The following is a 16,538-nucleotide window of genomic DNA, read 5'->3' on the forward strand; positions in this document are numbered from 1 at the left end:
TCGAACACAGAAGTTAAGTCCATCCACGGCGGAAGTACTTGGAGGTTGCCTCCTGGGAGATAGGCTAGTTGCCAAGTGATTTTGGTCCGTTGGTCAAGAGGTTAAGACACCGCCTTTTCACGGCGGTAACACGGGTTCGAGTCCCGTACGGACTATTTTTTGGAATGATTTGGTTTATCTATATGATTTCCTTTATTCCGGCATAGCTCAGTTGGTAGTAGCGCATGACTGTTAATCATGATGTCGTAAGTTCGAGTCTTACTGCCGGAGTTTTATTAAAGACCTTTAGGTCTTTTTTTGTTATAATTTGGATTATGCAAAAAAGATATATAACTTGGAATGATTATTTGAGAAATACATTTGGGGAAAAGATTTTTAAAGTGCCAATTGATGCTGGATTTGATTGTCCTAATCGTGATGGGACAGTTGCTCATGGAGGGTGTACTTTTTGTACAGTTTCTGGTTCTGGAGATATGATTGTGGCGCCTGAAGCGCCAATTCCTGTGCAATTTGAAAAGGAAGTGGCTGCTTTTCATCAAAAATGGCCAGGTGTGAAAAAATATATTGTTTATTTTCAAAATTTCACAAATACGCATGCTCCTGTAGAGGTACTGAGAGAGCGTTTTGAGCAGGCTGTGACGATGCCTGATGTGGTTGGTATTTCTATTGGGACACGGCCAGATTGCTTGCCTGAGGATGTTGTGAACTATCTAGCTGAGCTAAATGAACGTTTTGAAGTTTGGATTGATTTGGGACTTCAAACAACCTTTGACACAACTTCGGATTTGATAAATCGTGCGCATGATTATGCAACTTATGTTGATGCTGTGAAACGGCTTCGGCTACATGGAATTAATGTATGTACGCATTTGATAAATGGTCTGCCTGGGGAAACTCCCGAAATGATGCTCGAAAATGTACGGCGGATGGTACTTGATAGTGATATACAGGGAGTCAAGTTGCATTTGTTGCATTTGATGCGTAATACTGCTTTGCAGCGGGATTATCATGCGGGGAAATTGCAGTTAATGTCTCGCAAATTGTATGTAGATACGATTTGCAATCAGTTGGAACTCATTCCAAAGGAAATTGTGATTCATCGTTTAACTGGTGATGCGCCACGCGAGAGTTTGATTGGTCCGATGTGGTCGCTGAAAAAGTGGGAAGTGCTAAATGCGATTGATAAAGAAATGGAATTGCGTGGAAGTTGGCAAGGAATTGCTGATGTCCGACGTTTTGGATAAAAATATTGTGACTTCTTGGGAAGCCATTTTTGACAATCCTGTCAAAAATTAAAAATATGATTGTGGTGAGAGTTATAAATGATAAAGCAAATGGAACTAGCCCATCGTTTTTTGTCAGAAATTATTACAGCTGAGGATACGGTGGTTGATACAACAATGGGAAATGGATATGATACATTATTTTTGACAGAACTGTCAAATCATGTTTTTGCATTTGATGTGCAAGAAGCGGCATTGGAAGCTACTCAAAAGCGTTTAAAAGCGGCTGGTAAGACTGCAACATTGATTTTGGATGGACATGAGAATTTGGATAATTATGTCAATGGGCCAATTACAGCGGCAATTTTTAATCTTGGTTATCTTCCTCAAACGGATAAATCAGTTATAACGCATTCTCAAACAACTTTGACAGCTTTGTCAAAAATAATGGAGCGTCTTGTCAAAGGAGGACGCATTTCTATTATGATTTACTATGGTCATAATGGCGGAGCGCAAGAAAAAAATGCAATTTTACAGTGGGCAACAGAACTTCAGCAACGTGACTGGGAGGTAATGATTTACCAGCCTCTCAATCAAATTCACACACCACCTATTTTGATAATTATAGAAAAGAGATAATATTACTATTGTCTCTTTTTTTATATGATATTATAAGTCAAATGATTTCTTGAAATATATTCCTTTTGATAAGATAAAGATAATAGAAAAATAAATATAAGGAGAATAAAAAATGAAAGTTGTAATAATTGGTGGTTCGCACGCTGGTATTGCCTGCGCAAGACGCACTCGTGAAGAATTTCCAGATGCAGAAGTTGTCATTTATGAAAAGCAGGCAGAAATCAGCTTTATTTCTCAAAGTATTCCACTTTACCTCATGGGAAAAAATAATCTCAGAAAATCGAGTTATGTTACAGCAGAAGTTCTTCGTTCCGAGGGAATTATTGTTGAAACTCAAACTGTTGTCAAAAAAATTGATAGCAATGAAAAAACAATGACGTATCAAAAAGAAACAAGTGATGAGCCAGAGCTTACAAGTTATGACAAATTAGTTCTTGCAGTCGGTTCTTATCCACTTTTTCCAATGTTTAGCGGAGATTTCACGAATAAGCTTTTTGTTGTGAAAAGTATGGAAGATGCGAAACATATGGGAAGTTTACCAGAAAAAGTAAAAAAACTTGTCGTTGTTGGTGGAGGTTTCATCGGAGTCGAACTTTCTCGGATTTTTGTGAAAAAAGGGCTGGACGTCACACTTTTACAAGCAAGTGAACACTTATTGGATAAATATCTTGATACTCCAGCTGCAGAAAATATAGAAAATGTCCTAAGAGCAGAAGGGGTTAAATTAGAATTATCTACATTTCCTGTGGATATTCGTGAGGAAAATAACTCAGAAACGGGATATAAACTTGTTCTTTATACTTACTTATCAAAAAAATTTGAGGCAGATGCAATTATTTATGCTGTGGGATTTCGTCCGAACTCATTTTTGTTGGCAAATCAAGTGACTTTAGGAGATATGGGGGCAGTAGAAGTTGATGAATATATGAGAACGAGTGAGCCGGATATTTTTGCTGTTGGTGATTGTTCTACAACTTATGTCAATCGCATCAAGCATTCTCTCTATTTACCTCATGCAAGTGATGCCATTCGTCAAGGAGAGATCGCAGCAATCAATCTTGTCGAAGCACGACAAAAAATCAATTCTTCCCAGGGCACTTACAATATGAATATTGAAAATAGAACACTTTGCGTCACAGGATTGACACAAAAGCGCGCCCAAGCAGAAGGATTTGATTGCGATATGGTTTATTCGCATAATAGTTTTTTAAATTCGGACGAATTTACAAATGCTTGGTTGGTTTATGAAAAAAGAACACATAAAATCTTAGGTGTACAAATCGAAGGAACAGCACCAGAAGTATCGGGATACGTAGATACATTTTCTCTTGCAATAGAACAAAATTTAAGTATTGAAGATATTGAATTTACTGATTTTTATTTTAAACATGGTTATCAAAATCCTGAAGGTTTGACTAAAATTCTAGCGCAACTTGTTCGCAAACAAAATCCCAAAATTGAAGAAAATAGTTAAAAAGAAAGGAGCAGAGCAGTGAATGATAGCATTAAAAATGCTGATATTATCTATTGTCAGCAAGTTCTCAACAGTTTAAATCAACTTGAAAAAAATAATTATAAAAGAAATGATTTATTGCGCGCCTATAAATGTACAATCATCAAGGCAAGAAATCATCATGCTTTTGTGATTGGCTTGATTTTTCCACTTCTTATCATTATTTATTTTTTTAGTGCGTTTGCTCCTGTAAATGGTGAATTGTTAACACGTTTTGTTGCTCTTATCTTTATTTGCAGTGTTATATTTTTGATTGGCTATAGCATTTATCTTTATCTATGGGATAAAGGAAAATTGCATCATAGTAAAGAAAAAATAGAACAAAAATGGCTTGGAAAATTGGCACCACAAAAAGAAGAAATTGACCAGAGTTCTGAAAAAATCCTCGAAAATGACCTTATTGTACATCCGCGCATTGATGAAAAATATCTTTCTACACAGGGATTATTTGTCATTCTTCGTTATTTAGAAAATCAGCAGGCAGCTTTTTTAGAGGAAGCAATCTATATGATGGAACTTGACATCAAAAACTCGAAATATGGTAAAAATTTTGAACCTGCAACAGAAACAGTAGTAAAAAAAGAGAGAGAAAGTATCCATAAAAATCTGAAAGGAGCAAAGATATGAAAGATTTTACCCAAGATGAGTTTTTTGAATTGGGACATCATAAATTAAAAGCAGTACAAATTATAAGTACGTTATTTATGTGGCTGATTCTTCTTGCTCCATTACTTGTATTATTGAATTCTCTTGGTAAAAAGAAAATCTGGTCGATAATTTATCAGTGGCACACGCACGCGACAACTATTTTCACCCATTTTTTGGAAAACTTTATTGGAGTAACATTTATAGTTATTGCTCTTATTTGCTTACTTTTACTTTTGAGAAATAATCATTTGGAGCAAAAAGTTTATGCAACTAAGAAAACTTATGATGAGGAAAAATTAGAAAAACGTGAAGAAATTTTAGAAGAACTTTATCAAGAACGCTTTGGAGAGGAGAAATTTCGAGCAACAAGTAGTTACTATGTGGTAGCCTCAGAACAAAATCTTCCTGATACGCTTGTTCAGGATATATTTAAGGAGAGAGGGTTACACTAATGGAAAAAGTTATCTTAGATTTTCTTGAAATTCTCATGTTGTATCCAATGGTTGGAGCGATTTATTGGACAGTTGGTGGGTTATATTATCGTTTTTTCTATAAGGGACGTATGAAAAATTTTCAAGTTCTTTCAGAAAAAGAAGAACCATTTATTACAATCATGGTGCCAGCACATAATGAAGAAGTTATGATTGAAGAAACGATTGAATATTTGATGAACGATATTCATTATCATAATTATGAAGTATTGGTTTGTGATGATGGCTCAACGGATACAACACCAGATATTTTGGCACGTTTATCTCAGAAATATGATAAGCTGCGCGTGATAAGAATTACTGCAAATAAAGGAAAAGCGCACGCTTTTAACATCGGAATTTCATTTGCTCGCGGCGAATTTATTTTAAGTAATGATGCGGATACTGTGCCAGAGCCAGATGGTTTATGGAAATATATGAATTATTTTAAAGGTAAAAAACATCAAAATATTGCGGCTGTCACAGCGAATATGGACGTACAAAATCGTACACTGATGGTTGAAAAATCACAAACAATAGAATTTTCAAGTATTGTTGGGATTATTAAACGAACTCAGATGGGCGTTTTAGGCTCTATGTACGCTTATTCAGGAGCCAATACAATGTATCGAAAAAAAGCAGTCTATGATGTCGGACTTTGGCGGCAAAATCGAGCAACGGAAGATATTTCGATTGCTTGGGACCAACAGTTTAATGGTTGGCAGGCGGTTTTTGCAGCGGATATCATGTTTTATATGAATGTACCCAATACTTTAGAAATGCTTTATAATCAAAGAAAACGCTGGGCAAAAGGTGGTACAGAAGCTTGGGTGACTAACTTTAAACGGATTATTCGACATCCCGTGAAAAATCTGACAAAAGTGATTATGCTACTTGACCAGACAGGAAGTATCCTTTGGAGTTTTTTGTATATTTTTGGAACCTTAGTGCTTGTCATTCAGTTTTTATTTTATATGGCAACGGGACAATTTAGCACAATCAATCGTTTATTAGATTCAATATTTATTTTCTTTTCGTTTATGACAATTATTGGATTTTGGCAACTTTTTGTTTCGCTGGCTTTAGATAATCACGGGAAGAAAATGAAATATTTATTTTTTGCTCCTGCTTATATGCTCTGGTATTGGCAGATGAATGCTATCACAGTAGTTGCTACGTTCATACCAGCTTTGAAAGGTGTGCTTGGTTTTACAGGAACTGGGACATGGATTAGTCCAACGAGAACAAAAATGAATAAATAGACTATAAAAAGTGAGAAAAAGTATAAAATTTTTCACTTTTTTATTGTTATATATAAGGAAAAATTATTGTAGCAAAGACTTGCTTTTTAATAAAAATAGTGTAAAATAAATAAATCGTCATTTTGAAAAATGTACAAATTATAAATTATAAAAGGGGTTAAAATGGAGGGTGTTTTACTTGCTCTTATTCCAATGTTTGCTTGGGGTTCTATCGGTTTTGTTTCAAATAAAATCGGAGGAAATGCACATCAACAAACATTTGGCATGACAATGGGAGCGTTTGTTTTTGCGTTGGTCGTTTTTTTGTTTCGTAGGCCTGAGATGACATTACCTATATTTTTGATTGGTTTTGTTGGTGGTTTGATTTGGGCTGTCGGTCAGTCTGGGCAGTTTCATTCTATGAAATATATCGGTGTTTCAGTTGCTGGTCCATTATCTTCAGGAAGTCAACTTGTGCTTGGTGGTTTGATTGGTGTGTTTGCTTTCCATGAGTGGACAAAATCTATTCAGTTTATCCTTGGATTTGTTGCAATGCTTGCTTTAGTGATTGGTTTTTATTTTTCGGCAAAAAGAGACCCTGAAAATACGATGGCATCTGAATCACATGATTATACTAAAGGACTGATTGCACTGACTTATTCAACTTTGGGTTATGTTGCTTATGTTATTTTGTTTAATAACTTATCAACTCTTTGGTTTCACGTACATTTTGATACATTGACCATTATCTTGCCAATGTCACTTGGGATGATGGTTGGTGCGTTATTACTTGCAGGTGGGAAGATAAAAATGGAAAAATTTGTCTTCAAAAATATGTCAGTTGGTGTGATGTGGGGAATTGGGAACATCTTTATGTTACTTGCTGCAGCACAAGCTGGTGATGCGATTGCATTTTCATTTTCACAGTTGGGAATTATCATTTCCACAATCGGTGGGATTTTATTTCTTGGCGAAAAGAAAACCAAAAAAGAATTGGTTTATGTTACGATTGGTATGATACTTTTCGTTTTAGGTGCTTTGCTTCTTGCAGTGGTTAAGAGTCAAGGATAATATATTAAAAAGACTGGATGATGTTCCAGTCTTTTTTGAACTTATAAATCATTATTGACAAACTTTACAAAGTGATTCCACCAAACAACTGGTGGGATACTTTTTTGAATGGACGTTTTGGCAATAAGAGAGAATTTGCTTGTCGTGCTTTGAGGGAGATAGCCTAGTTTGTCTTTCACTTTTACATAGACGTTGACAAGGGGTTGAGATTTTTTAATCGGCGCTTCAATAGCTGCTGTTTTCTTTTGGCTGAAGTTGATGGAAATATGTTTTGTATCAGGTGTTCCATTGCTTGCTAAAGGGACAACGGGAGTGATATTTTTAGCGGCAACAAGTGGAACAGACTTACTTTTGCCATCGGTGATAGAGAACTTTTTAAAGTTCTTGAATGTTTTATTTTTATTAGCAATTGTGTCCGTTGTCCAACTTCCATAGACATAGTTCATCAGTTGATTTGTCAGAGTAAATGGTGTAGAATTATCTGCCGCTGGATTTGTAGCGTCAAGAACGACGGTGATGATACGGAAGCCATTTTGTGTGGTTGTTCCAGCGAAACAGTCAATTTGAAAACCAGTTGAACCAGTTTTTAGGCCGTCAACACCAGAACGTGATGTTGAGAAACCTTTGAGCATTTGGTTTGTATTTGTGAGAGTGCCTGATGATTCGCCACCTTGGTCAAAAGGAAGAGAGGTTTGTTTTGTAATATCAAGAACTTGCGGATAATCTTTCAATAAATGATAACTGACGATGGCGACATCTTCTGCACTCATTGTATTGGTTGCTGTTGCAGCAGAACCTGGGTAAATATGTCCATCTAAATCATCATTTGGCAGACCAGAAGCATTGACGAGTTTAGCATCTGTGACTCCCCATTGTTTGAGTTGCGCTTGCATCATGTCAACAAATTTGGGTTCGGAACCTCCGATTTTTTCAGAAAGAGCAACGGCGGCAGAGTTGGCGGATGGAATGAGTAGAGCATTCATGAGTTCTTTCACGGTAAATGTCTCGCCCTGTGCGAGTGGAATATTACTAGCATCCGCATTCTGAGTGAGTTCATAAGCATAATTTGAAATTGGAACTTTTGTATTCCAGGTAATTTTTCCATCATCAACAGATTTATAAACGAGATAGGCTGTGAGAAGTTTAGTGACTGAGGCAATCGGTGTACTGGCATCCGTTGCGTTTTGGACGTATAAGATTTTTCCACTGGAGGCATCAACAGCAATCGCAGATTTTGCGGCAACAGAGAAGTTATCTGCGTGAACAGGGAGAGCCACCATTACTGACAGAACTGTCAAAAAGCTGATTATCGGAATCAATAGTTTTTTCATAGTTTAAATTATAGCGAAAAAAGATGGAAAGCTCAATAGAAGAATAAATTATTTTTGACAGTTCTGTCAAAAAATAATTGACAAGTTATTGGAGATTTGATATAATGATTGACGGTACTTTTTACATTTGGTCTCATAAGGAGAACTTATATAAGTTGCCAAACTTCTTGTCAGAACTTGGATTAAGCGACCATATACTGACATTCCCAAATTAAAAAAACAAGAAAGGAATGCTTTTCTATTTTTCTTCGCTTCACGAGATTTCGTGAGAAAATTAGAAAAGCAGACGAAAAATGCCTACAATTAATCAATTAGTACGCAAAGCTCGTTCACCAAAGACTTCAAAATCTAAGTCTCCAGCGTTGAACGTTGGCTACAATAGCCGTAAAAAAGTACAAACTAGTATTGCCAGCCCACAAAAACGTGGTGTTGCAACTCGTGTCGGAACAATGACACCTAAGAAACCTAACTCAGCGCTTCGTAAATTTGCGCGTGTACGTCTTTCAAACCTTATGGAAGTAACAGCATACATTCCTGGTATTGGTCATAACCTCCAAGAACACAGTGTTGTACTCCTTCGTGGTGGTCGTGTAAAAGACCTTCCTGGTGTACGTTATCACGTTGTTCGTGGTGCGCTTGATACAGCAGGTGTTGCTGATCGTAAACAAAGCCGTTCTAAATACGGTGCTAAGAAACCAAAAGCATAAGAAGGGAGATAAGAAAAAATGCGTAAAAATCGTGCTCCAAAACGTGAAGTTTTGGCAGATCCAATGTACAACTCAATCGTCGTAACTCGCCTTATCAACCGCGTAATGCTTGATGGTAAACGTGGCGTAGCTACAAACATCGTTTACGGTGCTTTCAAACAAATCGAAGAAGCTACAGGCAATAATCCACTTGAAGTTTTTGAACAAGCTATGGAAAATATCATGCCAGTTCTTGAAGTTCGTGCGCGTCGTGTTGGTGGTTCAAACTACCAAGTCCCAGTTGAAGTTCGTCCAGAACGTCGTACAACACTTGGACTTCGTTGGTTGGTAACAATCGCTCGTAACCGTGGTGAACACACAATGCAAGATCGTTTGGCTAAAGAAATCTTGGATGCAAGCAATAATACAGGTGCATCAGTCAAAAAACGTGAAGATACTCACAAAATGGCTGAAGCTAACCGTGCATTTGCTCACTTCCGCTGGTAATTTTAATTTTGACGTAGGCAATTCTTGGTCAGTTTTCGCTCGTGTACCTTTGTACGCTCTGCTCAACTTGACACTACGAATTTCTCTAGCTAAATTAAAATTAGTAAAGATAAAATAAACCGGGCTGGGCACCTGCCCGCTCGGTTTTATTTGCAATTTAGAGAAAAATTGATAAAATATAAATGAGAAAACTCTCATTTATAGAACAAAAATTTAAAAAATATAGGAGAAAAAATGGCTCGCGAATTTTCACTTGAAAATACACGTAATATCGGTATCATGGCTCACGTCGATGCTGGTAAAACAACTACAACCGAACGTGTCCTTTACTATACTGGTAAAATTCACAAAATCGGTGAAACTCATGATGGTGCTTCTCAAATGGACTGGATGAAGCAAGAACAAGAACGCGGTATCACAATCACATCTGCTGCGACAACTGCCCAATGGAAAGGCAACCGTGTCAACATCATCGACACACCAGGTCACGTGGACTTCACAATCGAAGTACAACGTTCTCTCCGTGTTCTTGATGGTGCAGTAACAGTTCTTGATGCACAATCAGGTGTTGAACCTCAAACAGAAACTGTTTGGCGTCAAGCAACAGAATATCATGTACCACGTATCGTTTTTGCCAATAAAATGGATAAAATCGGTGCCGATTTCTACTATTCATTGTCAACATTGCATGACCGTTTGAATGCCAATGCACATCCTATTCAAATCCCAATCGGAGCTGAAGATGATTTCACTGGTATCATTGACCTTGTAACAATGCGTGCGGAAGTTTATACGAACGACCTTGGTACAGATATTCTTGATGAAGAAATCCCTGCTGAATATGTTGACAAAGCCAACGAATGGCGTGAAAAACTTATCGAAGCGATTGCTGAACTTGATGAAGATATCATGGAAAAATACTTCGCTGGCGAAGAAATTTCTGAAGCAGAACTCAAAGCTGCTATCCGTAAAGCGACTATCAACGTTGAATTTTACCCAATGCTTGCAGGTTCTGCCTTCAAGAACAAAGGTGTTCAAATGATGCTTGATGCAGTTATTGATTATCTTCCAAGCCCACTTGACATCGCTTCTGCTAAAGGTATCGACCCTGATACTGAAGAAGAAGTAGAACGTCACGCTTCTGATGACGAGCCTTTCGCAGCACTTGCCTTCAAAGTTATGACTGACCCATTTGTTGGACGTTTGTCATTCTTCCGCGTTTACTCTGGTGTCCTTGAAGCTGGTTCTTATGTTATGAACACTTCTAAAGGAAAACGTGAACGTATTGGTCGTATCTTGCAAATGCACGCCAACACACGTACTGAAATCCAAGCGGTTCACGCTGGAGATATCGCTGCCGCTGTTGGTTTGAAAAATACAACAACTGGTGATACTTTGTCTGATGAAGAACATGAAGTTATCTTGGAACGTATCGAAATTCCAGATCCAGTTATCCAATTGATGGTTGAACCTAAGACAAAAGCTGACCAAGATAAGATGGGTGTTGCCCTCCAAAAATTGGCTGAAGAAGACCCTACTTTCAAAGTTGAAACAAACCCTGAAACTGGCGAAACAGTTATCGCTGGTATGGGTGAGCTTCACTTGGACGTCCTCGTTACTCGTATGAAAGACGAATTCAAAGTCGAAGCTAATGTTGGTGCGCCTCAAGTTGCTTACCGTGAAACATTCCGTCAACAAACATCTGCACGTGGATTCTTCAAACGTCAATCAGGTGGTAAAGGTCAATACGGTGACGTTTGGATTGAATTTACACCAAACGAAGAAGGTGCTGGATTTGAGTTTGAAAATGCCATTGTCGGTGGTGTTGTCCCTCGTGAATTCGTTCCTGCCGTTGAAAAAGGTCTTGTTGAAACAATGGCGAATGGTGTCCTTGCTGGCTATCCAATGGTTGATGTGAAAGCAAAACTTTATGATGGTTCTTATCATGATGTCGATTCATCTGAAACGGCCTTTAAAGTTGCGGCTTCACTTGCTTTGAAAGAAGCTGCAAAGACTGCTGCACCTGCAATCCTTGAACCTGTCATGAAAGTTGTCATCACTGTTCCTGAAGAAAATCTTGGGGACGTTATGGGACACGTTACAGCACGTCGTGGACAAGTCAACAGCATGGAAGCACATGGTAAATCACAAATCGTGAATGCCTTTATTCCACTTGCTGAAATGTTCGGATATGCAACGACATTGCGTTCATCTTCACAAGGGCGTGGTACATTCATGATGACGTTTGATCATTATTCAGATGTTCCAAAATCTATTCAAGAAGAAATCATTAAGAAAAATGGCGGACATTCTGCTGAATAATTAATGTTTTACAAGTCTGTCAGTTTTTGACAGGCTTTTTTATTTTTGACAGAACTGTCAAAAAATATTTATACCCCAAATTTGTGAAAATGTAATAGTGTACACTATTGTTATGTAGCTTGACAGCTACATAACAATCTTAGATAGGCAGATGAAAATTTTATGAATGTGAATCAGATTTCTCAAGTTATTGTTACTAATCTTATTTTAATCGTTGTTTTGACGATGATTACCAGTGTGATTTGGGCGCTTATCAAATATTCCATTATTGATATTGTTTGTGAATATGATTTGGAACATCCAATTATTACGTTTTTTATCATTTGGTTTATTCCATTTGGTTTTTGGATTGAGATGTTCAGAAATACTTGGGTGGATAATACAAAGCGTTTGGTTGCATCAAATATCTACAAAGGAAATGAAAAATGAACGAGCATAAAAAAGGTGTAAATGTACCGCTTTTTTCCGCTATTTTTGGACTTATTGCGTTAGCTGTTATTATTGTTTTAGTGATTGTTCATAGTTTGTCATCTGTTGGAGCGACTAAAACGTCAAAAGTAGCGAATACTTTGATTTCATCTACTAGGGTGTCGAGCCAGAAAGCAAGTAGCTCCAATTCGTCATCGGTCACGTCGGTAAATGATTTTTCAAAATGGGAAACGAGTTATAGCTTTTATTATTTAAAATCAGGAGATACGCAATCAAGTTTGACAATTAGCCAAGATGGAGAAGTGACGCAAACGCAAAATTCGTCTGACGACCGTGTTTTTACTGGGACTGCTAGCATTTCTCAGGACAATGAAAGTGTGCTGAGCTACGTTATTGATAGTCAAAAAAGTCTGACAATGCCAGAGCAGAAAACGGTAAAAGCCGATGTCAAAATCCATGTGACATGGTATAATGGCGGTGGCACGCAGGATTACTATGGCTATCAAACTTACACGGGTCATTATGTGCTGACGGACGGGGTTGCGCGTGCTGGTGGAGTCGATGAGGTATGGCTGAGTGTCGCGAAAAGTGGAATGAATCTGTCGCAGATTGCTGCGGGAGATTATAGTTCTGTGGCGGGGACTTGGAAAAATGGAAATGATACAATTCTCACGATATCTGAAGATGGTTCTCTTGTTTTTTCAGGTGACCATTCTCGTACTCAATATGGTAAATTAGCAACAGGAGATGTATTGTCGGATAATATTGTGTGTGTATCGTTTGGATTTACTCCCGACCCTAATCCAGCCATATCACAAGGATGGGCGTTTTTCTTTACACCAGCGGGAGTCTCGCCTGTTGGAAAAACTGACCGAACAGATTCTACACAAGATAGAATTTTGCAAACGTCAACAGGAGAAGGTTGGTCAGTTTTTGAGGAGCCATCTGATGCTTTTTATAGAACCAACTAAACCATGAGCAATAAAAATTTACTGACAAAACTGTCAGTAAATTCAGCTTCGATTTATTTTGAATTAATGGAAAATTAAGTAAGAGCCGCTATAATATACTTATTCCAATTAAAATTTTTCATATGTTTTACTCCTAGAAAAACAGCGGCCGGTTACCGTTGCTTTTTGTTTGCATTTTTTATTGATGACTTTTTTGTCAGAGGATAGCCGTTGCACTTTAGTGCTTACGGATATGCTCGAATGTTCATCAGTAATTTTTTAATTGCTGTCAGTAAAATTGTTTCATGTCAAATTTGATTGTTCGGAAATTGCGTGTTATAATGGGTACATCAAATTAAAAAGTGGTGAAATTATGAAAAGAAATGAACGTTTAGTTGATTTTACAAATTTTTTAATTAATCGTCCGAACAAAATGCTGAATTTGAATGAATTGAGCAAACGCTACGATGTTGCAAAATCATCTATTTCTGAAGATTTAGTCTTTATCAGGCGCGTTTTTGAACGTGAAGGAATTGGTATTGTTGAAACTTTTCCAGGTAGCCTTGGAGGTGTGAGATTTACACCTTATATCACAGATGAAACCTCAAAAGAAATGACAGAAGGTTTGGCGGATTTGCTGCGTGAGGAAAATCGTATTTTGCCCGGTGGTTACGTTTATCTATCAGATATTTTGGGAACGCCGACGAATCTTCGCAAAATTGGACAGATTATTGCGCACGAATATCGAGATAAACAAGTCGATGTCGTGATGACGATTGCTACCAAAGGGATTCCGATTGCTCAGTCAGTTGCAGAAATTCTTGATGTGCCTTTTGTCATTGTCCGCCGTGACCCGAAAGTCACCGAAGGCGCAACGCTCAATGTCAATTATATGTCTGGGTCAAGCTCTCGCGTGGAAAATATGACCCTGTCAAAACGGAGTTTGTCGATTGGACAAAGTGTTTTGATTGTGGACGACTTTATGAAAGGCGCGGGCACGATTAATGGCATGAAGAGTCTCGTTTACGAGTTTGACTGTTTTCTCGCAGGAATTGCTGTTTTTCTCGAAGGGCCCTTCAAAGGTGAACGTTTGATTGACGAATACAGCTCCATCTTGAAAGTTGACCGCATTGATATCGCCAATCGCTCAATAGATGTACAGCTAGGCAATATTTTTGACGAAAAATAATATTTTCAACATTTTTGATATAACAAAGCCGTTGTGAGCTTGCTCACTTACGGATAGGCTAGTATGTTTACCTAAAATTGTCAAAAATTTTAGCTTTTCATAAGTTTTCAGAGTTACAATAATGGAATGTTTCAAAGAAAAGCAGTGAACAACCATGAGAATAGATAAAAAAGAAGAAGCAAAAATTGTTGATATCAGTTTCGATATTGCCCTCTTGCTAAAAAGTATTTTTGCACTTGGCGAAATTATCGGCGGAACAGCAATGTTTTTCCTGACTCCAGCGCGCGTGAACACGCTCCTCAGCTGGTTCAGGCGCAGTACAATGACAGGAGAAAAAACAGGATTTTTTACTCATCTCATTGTACATTTTTCCCAAAATTTCACCACGAACACACAGTACATTCTAGCTGTTTACTTGCTCTCGCATGGTGTCATCAAGCTAGTAACACTCGCGCTTCTCTGGCGAAAAGTACTTTGGGCATATCCTCTCTCACTTCTCGTTTTCCTCGGCTTCATCATTTATCAAATCAATGAATACACACAAACACATTCTATTTTTATGATATTTGTCACCCTCGTTGACCTCATCATGATGATTTTGACAATTCTAGAATACAAAAATATCAGAGAAAATAATAAAAAAACTTTTTGACATAGCAAAGCCATTGCGAGCTTGCTCGCTTACGGATAGGCTAGTGTGTTTATCCAGTTCTGTCAAAAAAATAAACACACAAAAAAGCTTTTGACAAAACTGTCAAAAGCTTTTTTTAACATTATTTCAACAAAGAAATCTTATTCAAAGGCCAAATACGTAATTTCGCCTCGCCCACAATATCTTTCCGTGAAAAAGTCCCAACAGCACGACTGTCGCGCGACACAATTCGATTATCTCCCATCAAGAAATATTGCCCTTTCGGAACAGTCACAGAAAAGACAGGACTAGAACTATTGCTCACAGTAAAAGCCTTAGCCTGCTGCGCCAGCTGAACAAAATATGAACGGTCAGCACTTGCCAAATCTTTTGTCAACGGATAAGCCGCATAAGTCTTCTCCAACTGCCCATCAGCAAGTTGCTTCTTAAAATCTTTCAAATAAGGCTCATTATAAACTTTACCATCAATCGTCAATTTATCATGGTCAAATGTAATCTTATCACCAGGCATACCAATGACGCGCTTCACAATATCCTTATTCTGCCCATCAGAAGTTTCCTTAGCCACAACAATATCAAAACGATTGATTTTTGCCGTCTTAACAAGAACTAAACGTTGTCTATCCGCCAAAGTCGGGTCCATCGAATGTCCATCAACGACGACCAACGACCAAATAAAAATTCGAGATAAAACAGCAATAGCAATGATAGCAATAAAAATGCCCCATTCTTTTAGAAAATTCTTCATACACATTCACTTTCTGTTTTGAGCGAGTAAACTCGCCTTTTTAGTATTCGCAAAATGCAATTTCGCAAATTCGCGCAATGCCTCAACACCACGACTTTGGATAATCTCAGCAGCCACCATATCAGAAGCCTTACCAGCTCCACTTGGCAATCGAAAACCAGATTTTTCAGAAAGTTCTTCCAAATTTTCCAAAAAAAGCGAACGCGCGATAATCGAACTCACCGCCACCGCCAAAAACTGGTCCTCCGCTTTCGTCAATAAAGTGATCGCCGAATGCACCTGATTTTTCTCATGTTTAACGTATTTCTTATAATTTTCCTTCGTTGTAAAAGCATCAATGACCACATTTTCTGGAGGATAAGCCAATTTCTTCTCCAACAAAAAAATCGCCTGATTATGTAACGCCACCTTGATACTCACAGCATTATAGCCACTTTCAATCGCCTCGTTATACTTTTTAGGAGAAACCACAAGAGGAACATGAACGATTTTTTCCATCAATTTAGGAGCCATCTGACAAATCTTTTCATCCGTCAGCTTCTTAGAATCAGCAACACCAAGTTTTCTCAAAAAAGAAATATCTTCAGCCCGCACAAAACTAGCCACCACCATCAGCCCACCAAAGTAAGAACCATTTCCTACTTCGTCCGTCCCGATGATATTCTCCTGCTTATTAACAGAAACAGTCGTTTTCTCCGCAATATAACCAAATTCTTGAGCAATTTTTTCAGCATTTTTCCCCTGAAAAACAACTTTCCCAGAATTATAGACCGAAATTGTCGTACCAGAAACTTTAGCATAAAAACGAATATAAGGATTTTTAGACGAAAGTTGCGAAGAAGCATATTTCTCAAAAAGCAAAGTCAACATCTTTTCATCCAAATTAAGTACAACATTCATAGAAACTATTTTATCACAA

The 16,538-nt window shown here is 37.7% G+C and carries 17 protein-coding genes and 2 tRNA genes; 16 read left to right on the plus strand and 3 right to left on the minus strand.

Features of this window, described 5'->3' with window-relative positions:
• Positions 1-83: 83 nt before the first annotated feature.
• The 9 genes from KJS36_RS09530 to KJS36_RS09570 all read left to right on the plus strand — a co-directional run bounded on the left by KJS36_RS09530 (position 84) and on the right by KJS36_RS09570 (position 6,805).
• A tRNA-Glu gene (locus KJS36_RS09530) sits at positions 84-155 on the plus strand.
• Between the two features lie 41 nt (positions 156-196).
• A tRNA-Asn gene (locus KJS36_RS09535) sits at positions 197-270 on the plus strand.
• A 44-nt stretch (positions 271-314) separates the two neighbouring features.
• Positions 315-1,244 carry a tRNA modification radical SAM protein MnmL/YtqA gene (gene mnmL, locus KJS36_RS09540; protein WP_213536687.1) on the plus strand — a complete coding sequence of 310 codons (930 nt, stop codon included), beginning with the start codon at positions 315-317 and terminating at the stop codon, positions 1,242-1,244.
• 78 nt (positions 1,245-1,322) lie between these two features.
• Positions 1,323-1,862, plus strand: a complete 540-nt coding sequence (mnmM, locus tag KJS36_RS09545) for a tRNA 5-(aminomethyl)-2-thiouridylate-methyltransferase MnmM (RefSeq protein WP_213536688.1) — start codon at positions 1,323-1,325, stop codon at positions 1,860-1,862.
• 112 nt (positions 1,863-1,974) lie between these two features.
• Positions 1,975-3,336, plus strand: coding sequence for an FAD-dependent oxidoreductase (locus KJS36_RS09550; protein WP_213536689.1), 1,362 nt, complete (start codon positions 1,975-1,977; stop codon positions 3,334-3,336).
• A gap of 18 nt (positions 3,337-3,354) precedes the next feature.
• Complete coding sequence (locus tag KJS36_RS09555; protein WP_213536690.1) at positions 3,355-4,002, plus strand: hypothetical protein; 648 nt, start codon at positions 3,355-3,357, stop codon at positions 4,000-4,002.
• On the plus strand, positions 3,999-4,475 hold the full coding sequence (locus KJS36_RS09560) for a hypothetical protein (protein ID WP_213536691.1): 477 nt from the start codon (positions 3,999-4,001) through the stop codon (positions 4,473-4,475). Before KJS36_RS09555 ends, KJS36_RS09560 begins: the two co-directional genes overlap by 4 nt.
• Positions 4,475-5,755, plus strand: a complete 1,281-nt coding sequence (locus KJS36_RS09565; protein ID WP_213536692.1) for a glycosyltransferase family 2 protein — start codon at positions 4,475-4,477, stop codon at positions 5,753-5,755. Before KJS36_RS09560 ends, KJS36_RS09565 begins: the two co-directional genes overlap by 1 nt.
• Positions 5,756-5,917: 162 nt before the next feature.
• Positions 5,918-6,805, plus strand: coding sequence for a GRP family sugar transporter (locus tag KJS36_RS09570; protein WP_213536693.1), 888 nt, complete (start codon positions 5,918-5,920; stop codon positions 6,803-6,805).
• Between the two features lie 41 nt (positions 6,806-6,846).
• Here KJS36_RS09570 and KJS36_RS09575 read toward each other — a convergent pair whose 3' ends face one another.
• Positions 6,847-8,136, minus strand: coding sequence for a serine hydrolase (locus KJS36_RS09575; protein ID WP_213536694.1), 1,290 nt, complete (start codon positions 8,134-8,136; stop codon positions 6,847-6,849).
• Between the two features lie 293 nt (positions 8,137-8,429).
• Between KJS36_RS09575 and rpsL the strand changes: the two genes are divergently transcribed.
• The 7 genes from rpsL to KJS36_RS09610 all read left to right on the plus strand — a co-directional run bounded on the left by rpsL (position 8,430) and on the right by KJS36_RS09610 (position 14,871).
• Positions 8,430-8,843, plus strand: coding sequence for a 30S ribosomal protein S12 (rpsL, locus tag KJS36_RS09580; protein WP_213536695.1), 414 nt, complete (start codon positions 8,430-8,432; stop codon positions 8,841-8,843).
• 18 nt (positions 8,844-8,861) lie between these two features.
• Positions 8,862-9,329, plus strand: coding sequence for a 30S ribosomal protein S7 (gene rpsG, locus KJS36_RS09585; protein WP_213536696.1), 468 nt, complete (start codon positions 8,862-8,864; stop codon positions 9,327-9,329).
• A gap of 234 nt (positions 9,330-9,563) precedes the next feature.
• Positions 9,564-11,651: an elongation factor G gene (gene fusA / locus KJS36_RS09590; protein WP_213536697.1), complete on the plus strand. Its 2,088-nt coding sequence runs from the start codon at positions 9,564-9,566 to the stop codon at positions 11,649-11,651.
• Positions 11,652-11,813: 162 nt separating this feature from the next.
• Positions 11,814-12,080, plus strand: coding sequence for a prenylated Rab acceptor (locus KJS36_RS09595; RefSeq protein WP_213536698.1), 267 nt, complete (start codon positions 11,814-11,816; stop codon positions 12,078-12,080).
• Positions 12,077-13,051, plus strand: coding sequence for a DUF6287 domain-containing protein (locus tag KJS36_RS09600; protein WP_213536699.1), 975 nt, complete (start codon positions 12,077-12,079; stop codon positions 13,049-13,051). The genes KJS36_RS09595 and KJS36_RS09600 overlap by 4 nt, the downstream gene beginning before the upstream one ends.
• Positions 13,052-13,403: 352 nt before the next feature.
• Positions 13,404-14,219, plus strand: coding sequence for a pur operon repressor (purR, locus tag KJS36_RS09605; RefSeq protein ID WP_213536700.1), 816 nt, complete (start codon positions 13,404-13,406; stop codon positions 14,217-14,219).
• A gap of 154 nt (positions 14,220-14,373) precedes the next feature.
• Positions 14,374-14,871, plus strand: a complete 498-nt coding sequence (locus tag KJS36_RS09610) for a DUF2127 domain-containing protein (RefSeq protein ID WP_213536701.1) — start codon at positions 14,374-14,376, stop codon at positions 14,869-14,871.
• 121 nt (positions 14,872-14,992) lie between these two features.
• Here KJS36_RS09610 and lepB read toward each other — a convergent pair whose 3' ends face one another.
• Both lepB and rnhC read right to left on the minus strand, forming a co-directional pair.
• Positions 14,993-15,619, minus strand: coding sequence for a signal peptidase I (gene lepB / locus KJS36_RS09615; protein ID WP_213536702.1), 627 nt, complete (start codon positions 15,617-15,619; stop codon positions 14,993-14,995).
• Between the two features lie 6 nt (positions 15,620-15,625).
• Entirely contained in the window at positions 15,626-16,519 is an 894-nt protein-coding gene (gene rnhC, locus KJS36_RS09620; protein ID WP_213536703.1) for a ribonuclease HIII, read from the minus strand.
• Positions 16,520-16,538 lie beyond the last annotated feature (19 nt).

The organism is Lactococcus nasutitermitis, from assembly GCF_018403765.1.
Classification (GTDB): Bacteria; Bacillota; Bacilli; order Lactobacillales; family Streptococcaceae; genus Lactococcus; species Lactococcus nasutitermitis.